Annotated in this window: 9 protein-coding genes; all 9 read right to left on the reverse strand. The window is 70.4% G+C overall.

What is annotated here, in order from left to right; translation table 11 throughout:
• Nucleotides 1-705, reverse strand: a 705-nt coding sequence (locus AC1DVT_RS15420) for a prephenate dehydrogenase/arogenate dehydrogenase family protein (protein WP_477389895.1), incomplete at its 3' end; no start/stop codon positions are given.
• On the reverse strand, nt 702-1,550 hold the full coding sequence (locus AC1DVT_RS15425) for a pseudouridine synthase (RefSeq protein WP_477389896.1): 849 nt from the start codon (nt 1,548-1,550) through the stop codon (nt 702-704). The genes AC1DVT_RS15425 and AC1DVT_RS15420, both read right to left, overlap by 4 nt.
• A complete protein-coding gene (scpB, locus tag AC1DVT_RS15430; protein ID WP_477389897.1) occupies nt 1,547-2,173 on the reverse strand; it encodes an SMC-Scp complex subunit ScpB in 627 nt (208 codons plus the stop codon). The genes AC1DVT_RS15425 and scpB overlap by 4 nt, the downstream gene beginning before the upstream one ends.
• A complete protein-coding gene (locus AC1DVT_RS15435; RefSeq protein WP_457101513.1) occupies nt 2,163-3,026 on the reverse strand; it encodes a segregation and condensation protein A in 864 nt (287 codons plus the stop codon). Before AC1DVT_RS15435 ends, scpB begins: the two co-directional genes overlap by 11 nt.
• On the reverse strand, nt 3,010-3,894 hold the full coding sequence (locus tag AC1DVT_RS15440; protein WP_457101514.1) for a ParA family protein: 885 nt from the start codon (nt 3,892-3,894) through the stop codon (nt 3,010-3,012). Before AC1DVT_RS15440 ends, AC1DVT_RS15435 begins: the two co-directional genes overlap by 17 nt.
• Before the next feature lie 56 nt (nt 3,895-3,950).
• Nucleotides 3,951-4,874 carry a site-specific tyrosine recombinase XerD gene (gene xerD / locus AC1DVT_RS15445; RefSeq protein WP_477389898.1) on the reverse strand — a complete coding sequence of 308 codons (924 nt, stop codon included), beginning with the start codon at nt 4,872-4,874 and terminating at the stop codon, nt 3,951-3,953.
• Nucleotides 4,875-4,880: 6 nt separating this feature from the next.
• Nucleotides 4,881-5,534, reverse strand: coding sequence for an NUDIX domain-containing protein (locus AC1DVT_RS15450; RefSeq protein ID WP_477389899.1), 654 nt, complete (start codon nt 5,532-5,534; stop codon nt 4,881-4,883).
• Nucleotides 5,527-7,230, reverse strand: a complete 1,704-nt coding sequence (locus AC1DVT_RS15455; protein WP_477389900.1) for a CTP synthase — start codon at nt 7,228-7,230, stop codon at nt 5,527-5,529. The genes AC1DVT_RS15450 and AC1DVT_RS15455 overlap by 8 nt, the downstream gene beginning before the upstream one ends.
• A 17-nt stretch (nt 7,231-7,247) precedes the next feature.
• Nucleotides 7,248-8,438 (reverse strand): DNA repair protein RecN (locus AC1DVT_RS15460; RefSeq protein ID WP_477389901.1); only part of this gene is annotated, 1,191 nt, incomplete at its 5' end.

The raw sequence follows: 8,438 nt of genomic DNA on the forward strand, positions 1-8,438 counted from the left end.
GATCTGCACCCACAGTTCCGGAGCGGATGCCGCGATCCGCGTGGTGTCGCGCACGCCCTGGCCTGCCAGCCGCAGGGAGCCGTCCGGCGCGTCGACGAACCGGCCGGCGAGCAGGCTGGCGACCAGCTGCGGAACGTGCGACACGAGTGCCACGGCGCGGTCGTGCTCGGCCGGGTCCATCTCGATCGGCGTCGCGCCGAGGTCGAGCGCGAGGCCCTCGACCAGGGCGAGGTCGGCCGCGGAGGTGTCCTGGTCGCGGCACACCACCCAGGGGCGCCCGACGAAGATGTCGGCGCGCGCCGAGATGGCGCCGCCGCGCTCGCGGCCGGCGAGCGGGTGCGAGCCGATGTAATGGGTGAGGTCGACGCCGCGCTCGCGCAGCGTACGCAAGGGCTCGAGCTTCACGCTCGCGACATCCGTCACGACCGCGCCCGGGAAGCGGATGAGTTCGCGCTCGATGACGTCGGCAACGACGTCCGGGGGCACGGCGACCACGATGAGCGCGGGGTCATCGTCGGTGCGCGCGGCGCGGCCGGCGCCGTAGTCGATGGCCAGGCGCAGCTGCGCCGGGGAGGTGTCGTCGAGGGCGACGTCGACGCCGCTCGCGGTGAGGGCGTGCCCGATGCTGGATCCGAGCAGGCCCGCGCCGACGATGCGGACAGTGCCCCGCACCCGCGGCGAGAGCACGCCTGTCGAATCGCTCACGGTGTCTCCTGCTCCTCCGGCGACAACCCGTCAGCCGTGCCTGGCGCAGCCATGTCCCGCTCGCCGCGATCGTCGCGGCGCGAAAGCGTCAGCAGCGCGCCTCGTTCCACCTTAGTCAACTCGCGGGCCCGACCGGCTGGGAGGGTTCCCAGGTGCAGCGGCCCGAATTGGCGCCGGACGAGCTCCACGACCGGGTGGCCGACGGCGGCGAGCATCCGTCGCACGATGCGGTTTCGTCCGGAGTGCAGGGTGAGTTCGACGAGGGAGCCGCCGCCGTCCGCCGAGCTCGACAGCAGGCGCGCCTTGTCCGCCGCGATCGGTCCGTCCTCGAGGTCGATGCCCTTCGTGAGCCGCGCGATCGTCTGCGGGGTGACGCGTCCTTCGACCTTCGCGATGTAGACCTTGGTGACTCCGAACGAGGGATGGGCGAGCACGTGGGCGAGCTCGCCGTCGTTGGTGAGCACGAGCAGACCGCTGGTGTCGGCATCCAGTCGCCCGACGTTGTACAGCCGCTCCGGCCAGTCCTTCGTGAAGCGGCGCAGATCCGGCCGTCCGCGGTCATCGTTCATCGAGCTGACCACCCCGACCGGCTTGTTCAGCATGACGTAGCGCTTGGACTGGTCGAGCTGAATGGCGGTGCCGTCGACGTCGACGAGGTCGGTCTCCGGATCGATGCGCGACCCGAGTTCGGTGACGACGGTGCCGTTGACCCGCACCCGGCCTGCCGCGATCAGGTCTTCGGCGACCCGCCGCGAGGCGACCCCCGCGTTCGCGAGCACCTTCTGCAGGCGCACGCCCTCGGGGGCGGCATCCGATCCGGTTCCTGTGCCTGTCGCGTCGCTCATCGTCCGCCCTCCCCGAAGCCGTCTACGCCGCTCACATCGTCGGCATCGGCGAGCAGCGGCGAGATGTGCGGCAGCTCGTCGAGGGAATTGATCCCGAGATTCACCAGGAGCGCGTCCGTCGTGCCGTAGTGGATGGCGCCGGTCTCGGCATCCGTGAACTCCTCGGTGATCAGGCCCCGCGCGAGCAGCGTGCGCACGACCGAGTCGACGTTGACGGCGCGGATCGACGCGACCTGGCCGCGGGTCACCGGCTGCTTGTAGGCGATGACGGCGAGGGTCTCCAGGGCCGCCTGGGAAAGTCGGGACGGCGCCTGCGAGTTGACGAACTCCGACACGAGGTCGTCGTGCTCCGGGCGCACGTAGAGACGCCAGCCGCCGCCGACCTCGCGCAGCTCGAAGCCGCGTCGCGGACCGCCGGCGAGGCCGTCGTAATCCTCGACCAGCGCTTCGATCGCCTGCCGCACCGCGGGCACCGGCGAAGCCACGGCCGCGGCCAGGCTCACGATGCTCTGCGGCTCGTCGAGCACGAGCAGGATCGCCTCGAGGCGGCGCGCGACGTCCATGGTCCCTGACCCTTCGACAGGCTCAGGGACCACATCGGGTTGTGTCGGATCATCGGTCATAGTCGGCCCCCAGGGTCGCAAGATTCTCATCGGACCACCGCTCGGCGGTCCAGCGCAGGGTCAGCTCACCCAGCGGTTCCAGCTGCTCGAACGAGAGCGCAGCGTGGCGGTACAGCTCCAGCACGGACAGGAAGCGCGCGACGACGACGCCCGGCTGGGCGACCCCAGCCACGAGCTCCCGGAAGTTGAGGCTCCCGGCATTCCGGAGGAGCGTCACCACGATCGCGGCCTGCTCGCGGATGCTCACGAGTGGCGCGTGCAGATGGTCGAGACCCACGTGCGGGATCTCCTTCGGCGTCATCGCGAGCACCGCGAGCGCGGCGAAGTCGTCGACGGTCAGGGTCCACACGAGCTCGGGCACCGCCTTGCGGTACTTCTCCTCCAGGCGGACGGCTCGGACATGCCGACGGTCCTCGGCCTGCACGCGCTGCGCGAACCACGCCGAGACCTCCTTGAACGCGCGGTACTGCAGCAGCCGCGCGAACAGCAGATCGCGCGCCTCGAGCAGCGCGACCGATTCGGCGTCGACGAGTTCGCCCTGCGGGAGCAGCCCCGCGACCTTCATATCGAGCAGGGTGACGGCGACGACGAGGAACTCCGAGGCCTGATCGAGCTCCTCATCGGGATCAAGGTCCCGCAGGTAGGCGATGAACTCGTCGGTCACCTTCGACAGCGAAACCTCGGTGATGTCGAGCTCGTGCTTCGAAATGAGGGTCAGCAGCAGATCGAACGGCCCGTCGAACACGCTGAGCGAGACGCGGAACCCTTCGACAGGCTCAGGGACCGGCAGTGGCTCAAGGACGGGCTCGGTCGTTGAGCCTGTCGAAACGTCTTCGTCAGGCGACGGCGCCACGGGCGACCAGCTCCCGCGCGAGGCGCAGGTAGGCCTGGGCCGCCGCGTGCTCGGGCGCGAACTCGGTGATCGCCATCCCCGAGACCGAGGCATCCGGGAACTTGACGGTGCGTCCGATGACCGTCTCGAGCACGTCATCGCCGAACGCCTCGACGACGCGTTCGAGCACCTCGCGCGAGTGCAGCGTCCGCGGGTCGTACATCGTCGCGAGCAGCCCGTCGAGGGCGATCGAGGGGTTTAGCCGGTCGCGGACCTTGTCGATGGTCTCGATGAGCAGCGCCACCCCGCGCAGCGCGAAGAACTCGCACTCGAGCGGGATGATGACGCCGTGGCTGGCGGTGAGGGCGTTGACGGTGAGCAGCCCCAGCGACGGCTGGCAGTCGATGAGGATGACGTCGTACTCGGGCGCGACCTTGCGGAGCACCCGGGACAGGATCGTCTCGCGAGCGACCTCGTTGACCAGCTGCACCTCGGCGGCCGAAAGGTCGATGTTCGCGGGCATCAGGTCGAGGCCCTCGAGGGCGGTCGGCACGATGGCGTCGTGCGGGTCGCGCTTGCCGTCGATCAGCAGGTCGTAGATCGTGGGCACGTCGTGGGTCTGGATGCCGAGCCCGGCCGACAGCGCGCCCTGCGGGTCGAAGTCGACCGCGAGCACCTTGCGTCCGTAGTTGGCGAGCGCGGCGGCGAGGTTGATCGTGCTCGTGGTCTTGCCGACCCCGCCCTTCTGGTTGCACAGCGAGATGATCTTCGCCGGACCGTGGGAGTCGAGGGGAGGAGGTGTGGGGAAGCCCTGATAGGGACGCCCGGTGGGACCGAGAGGGGGGGCCTCTGTCGTGGCCTTCGCCGAGCCCCGCTTGCTGACCGTCACCGACACTCCTGACTGTTGCTTGGTCGATTCTATCGACCGGTCCGCTCGCTCTGTGCTCACCGCGCCCGCGGGTGAGAGGTGGCATAGACATCGCGCAGCGCGTCGATCGACACGTGGGTGTAGATCTGGGTCGTCGCGACCGAGGCGTGACCGAGCAGCTCCTGCACGACGCGCACGTCGGCGCCGCCCTGCAGCAGGTGCGTGGCGAACGAGTGGCGCATGGTGTGCGGCGACACGTGCGCGGTCAGCTGCGCCCGCTCGGCCGCCCGCTGGATGATCAGCCACGCGCTCTGCCGGGACAGCGGGGCACCCCGGGCGCCGAGGAACAGCCGAGGGGTCGCGCGCCCCCGCCGAGAGAGTTCGGGGCGCGCACGGGTGGCGTAGGCGTCGAGCGCGGCGCGGGCGTACGAGCCGATCGGCACGATGCGCTCCTTCGATCCCTTGCCCCGCACCCGCAGCACGTCCCCGTGCACGATGTCGTCGACGTCGAGCTGCACCGCCTCCGACACGCGGGCTCCGGTCGCGTACAGCAGTTCCAGCAGCGCCCGGTCGCGCAGCCCGAGCAGGTCGCCGGCGTCGGCGGTCGATGGCGCCGGTCCGGAGGCATCCAGCAGCCGCTCGACTTGATCGATGGTGAGCGCCTTCGGCAGCCGCCGGGCGAGCTTCGGCGGCTTCAGCTTCGACGTCGGGTCGTCGGTGACGATGCCTTCGCGGGCGAGGAAGCGGTGCAGGCCCCGCACCGAGGACTGCAGTCGAGCGAGACTGGATGCCGCGGGCGGCGGGTGCGCGGACGCCCGCTCTGCGGCGAACTCGGCGACGAGCGCCGGCGTCACCTCGGCCGAATCCGTGATCGCGCGCTCGCCGAGCCACGCCCGATACCCCGCGAGGTCATGCCGGTAGGCCGCGACCGTGTGCTCGGACAGTCCACGCTCGATCGAGATGTGACGCAGGTACGCGTCGACGGCGCGCTCCAGCCGCATGCCCGGTCAGCTCCGGCGCAGCTTCTCCGCCGCGGCGAGCACCCCGACCGACAGAATGCCGTTGCGCAGCCGGCCCTCGAGCACGCCCGTGATGACGTCCGTGAGGGGCACCCACTCGATGCGGATGTCGGCCTCTTCGGCTTCGCGGGCGTGCGCCTCGCTGGCGGCCGTCAGGCCCCGGGCGAGGAAGAGGTGCACGACCTCGTCGTTGCCGCCCGGGGTCGTGAAGATGCTCACGAGCGGCTCCCACTCGGCCGCCACGAGGTCCGCCTCTTCGGCGAGCTCGCGCCGCGCCGTCTCCAGCGGCGACTCCCCCGCGATGTCGAGCAGCCCCGCGGGGATCTCCCAGTCGCGGAGGCGGATCGGATGCCGGTACTGCTGGATCAGCAGCACCCGCTCCTGATCGTCCAGAGCAACGATCGCCGAAGCCCCCGGATGCGCGACGAACTCCCGCACGATCTCGGCGTCGCCGTAGCGGAAGCGCTCACGGCGCACATCCCAGACCATCCCGCCGTAGACGAGGTCGTTCGCGACCACCTCGACGGGGGCCGGCTCATCCCGCAGCCCTTCGACGGGTGGTTCCTGAGTAGGCCGCGCAGCGCCCGTATCGAAGGGCTCAGGGACCGCGTTCGACTCGGGGACCACCTGCGGGTCAGTCATTCTCGACGTCGAACAGCTCGCTGGAGCTGTGGCGCTCGACGGCCGCCTCGACGAGTCCGCGGAACAGCGGATGCGGCTGCGTGGGCCGCGACCGCAGCTCCGGGTGCGCCTGCGTGGCCACGTAGTACGGGTGCACGTCGCGCGGCAGCTCGACGTACTCCACGAGGTTGCGGTCGGGCGAGAGTCCGGAGAACACGAGCCCGGCCTCGGCCAGCTGCGGGCGGTACTGGTTGTTCACCTCGTACCGGTGGCGGTGGCGCTCGGACGCCTGGGCCGCGCCGTAGACCTCGGCGACGAGCGATCCGGGCGCGAGGTCGGCCTGGTAGATGCCGAGCCGCATGGTGCCGCCCAGGTCGCCGTGGTCGAGGATGTCGACCTGCTCGGCCATCGTCGCGATCACGGGGAACTCGGTGTCAGGGTCGAACTCGCTCGACGACGCGCCCTCGAGCCCGGCCACGTTGCGCGCGTACTCGACCACCATGCACTGCAGGCCCAGGCACAGCCCGAGGGTCGGGATGCCCTGCTCGCGCGCGAACTTCAGCGCGCCCAGCTTGCCTTCGATGCCGCGGATGCCGAATCCACCGGGCACGACGATCCCGTCGAGGGCTCCCAGCGCCTTGGCCGCGCCTTCGGGCGTCTCGCACAGGTCCGACGGGATCCAGGTGATCTTGACCTGCGTCTCGTGCGCGAACCCGCCGGCCTTGAGCGCCTCGGTGACGCTGAGGTAGGCATCCGGCAGATCGATGTACTTGCCGACCAGGCCGATCGTCACCTCGTGCTTGGGGTTGTGCACCGCCTGCAGCACCTTGTTCCAGCGCGACCAGTCCACCTCGGTGGCCTTGGCCGCGAGTCCGAGCGTGCGGACGATGTAGTCGTCGAGCCCCTGCTCGTTGAGCATCGTCGGGATGTCGTAGATGCTCGGCACATCGACCGCGTTGACGACGGCGAGTTCGTCCACGTCGCACATCAGCGCGATCTTGCGCTTGTTCGCCTCGGTGACCGGCCGGTCGCTGCGCAGCACGAGCGCGTCGGGCTGGATGCCGATCGACCGGAGCGTAGCGACCGAGTGCTGCGTCGGCTTGGTCTTCTGCTCGCCGGACGCGCCCATGAACGGCACGAGCGAGACGTGCACGAAGAAGATGTTGGCCCGGCCGAGCTCGTGGCGGATCTGCCGTGCGGCCTCGATGAACGGCTGCGACTCGATGTCGCCGACGGTGCCGCCGATCTCGGTGATGATGACGTCGGGCCGCGGGTCCTCGGTGGCCTGCAGGCGCATGCGGCGCTTGATCTCGTCGGTGATGTGCGGGATGACCTGCACGGTGTCGCCGAGGTACTCACCGCGGCGCTCGCGGGCGATGACCTGCGAATAGATCTGGCCAGTGGTGACGTTGGCGGCCTGGCTGAGGTCGATGTCGAGGAAGCGCTCGTAGTGCCCGATGTCGAGGTCGGTCTCGGCACCGTCGTCGGTGACGAACACCTCGCCGTGCTGGAACGGGTTCATCGTGCCCGGATCGACGTTGAGGTACGGGTCGAGCTTCTGCATGACGACCCGCAGTCCCCGTGCGGTGAGCAGGTTGCCCAGGCTGGCTGCGGTCAGGCCTTTGCCCAACGAAGAAACGACACCTCCGGTCACAAAGATGTGCTTGGTGGTGTCGTTCGAAGTGGATTCCGCGGCGGCTGTGTTTGGACTCTGCATCACGGGCTTTTACCCTATCAGTGCCCACCGGTGCGAAGGCTGAGCAACTCCCGGGCGTGGCTCAAAGCGGCATCCGAATCGGGCATTCCGGAGAGCAGTCGGGCCATCTCGGCCTCGCGCTCGGCACCCTCGAGCCGGCGCACGTCAGACGCCGTGACCGCTCCGTCGCTGGCTTTGACGACGGAGAGATGGTTGGTTGCGAAGGCCGCCACCTGGGCGAGGTGGGTGACGGCGATCACCTGGGATGCCTCGGCCAGCCGTGCGAGACGGCGGCCGACTTCGATCGCCGCGGCGCCGCCGATCCCGGCATCCACCTCGTCGAAGACGAAGGTCGGCACCGGATCTGCGCCGGCCAGGACGACCTCGATCGCCAGCATCACACGGCTGAGCTCACCGCCCGACGCGCTGCGCGCCACCGGCCGCGGATCGGCGCCGGGGTGCGGAGCGAGCAGCAGGGCGATGTCGTCGCGGCCGGACGTGGTGGCGTTGCCCGGCGTGACCGCGACGGTCAGCCGCGCGTCGGGCATGGCCAGCGCGCGGATCTCCGCGGTCACCGCCTCGCCGAGTTCGGYCGCCGCGGCGGTGCGGGCAGCGGTGAGCACGGCGGCGGCCTCGTCGAGGGCGGATGCCGCATCCTCACGTTCCGCGGTGAGCCGCTCGATCCGCTCGCCGTCGTCGTCGAGTTCGGACAGCCGCGCCGAGCCGGACTCGAGCAGGTCGATGGCCGCGTCGAGGCTGCCGTGCGCGCGGATCAGGGTGCCGAGCACGGCCCGTCGATCCTCGACGGCAGCCAGTTCATGCGGACCGGACTCGTCGAGGTCGGCGAGGTAGACCGCGAGCGAGCCCGCCAGATCCGCGATGCGGTAGGCGAGGTCGGCGGTCTGGTCGGACAGTTCGGCGAGCGCGGGGTCGCGTTCGGAGCCGCGCTCGAGGGCGCGTCGCGCCCCGGCGATGAGCGTGCCGGCGTCGGGTCCGTCCCCTTCGCCGGAGAGCGCCTCGTGCGCGGTCGCGGCGGCGATGCGCAGCTCCTCGGCATTCGCGAGCCGTTCGGCGCGGACGTTGAGCTCGGCATCCTCCCCGCGCACCGGCGCGGCCTGCTCGATCTCGCCGAGCGCGGTCCGCAGCTGGGCCGCTTCCTCCGCGCGCACATCGCGATCGGCGATCAGGGCGCTGAGCTCGGTGTCGATCGCGCGCCAGCGCTCGWAGCC

The sequence above is a fragment of the Microbacterium sp. P2_F9 genome (assembly GCF_056403635.1).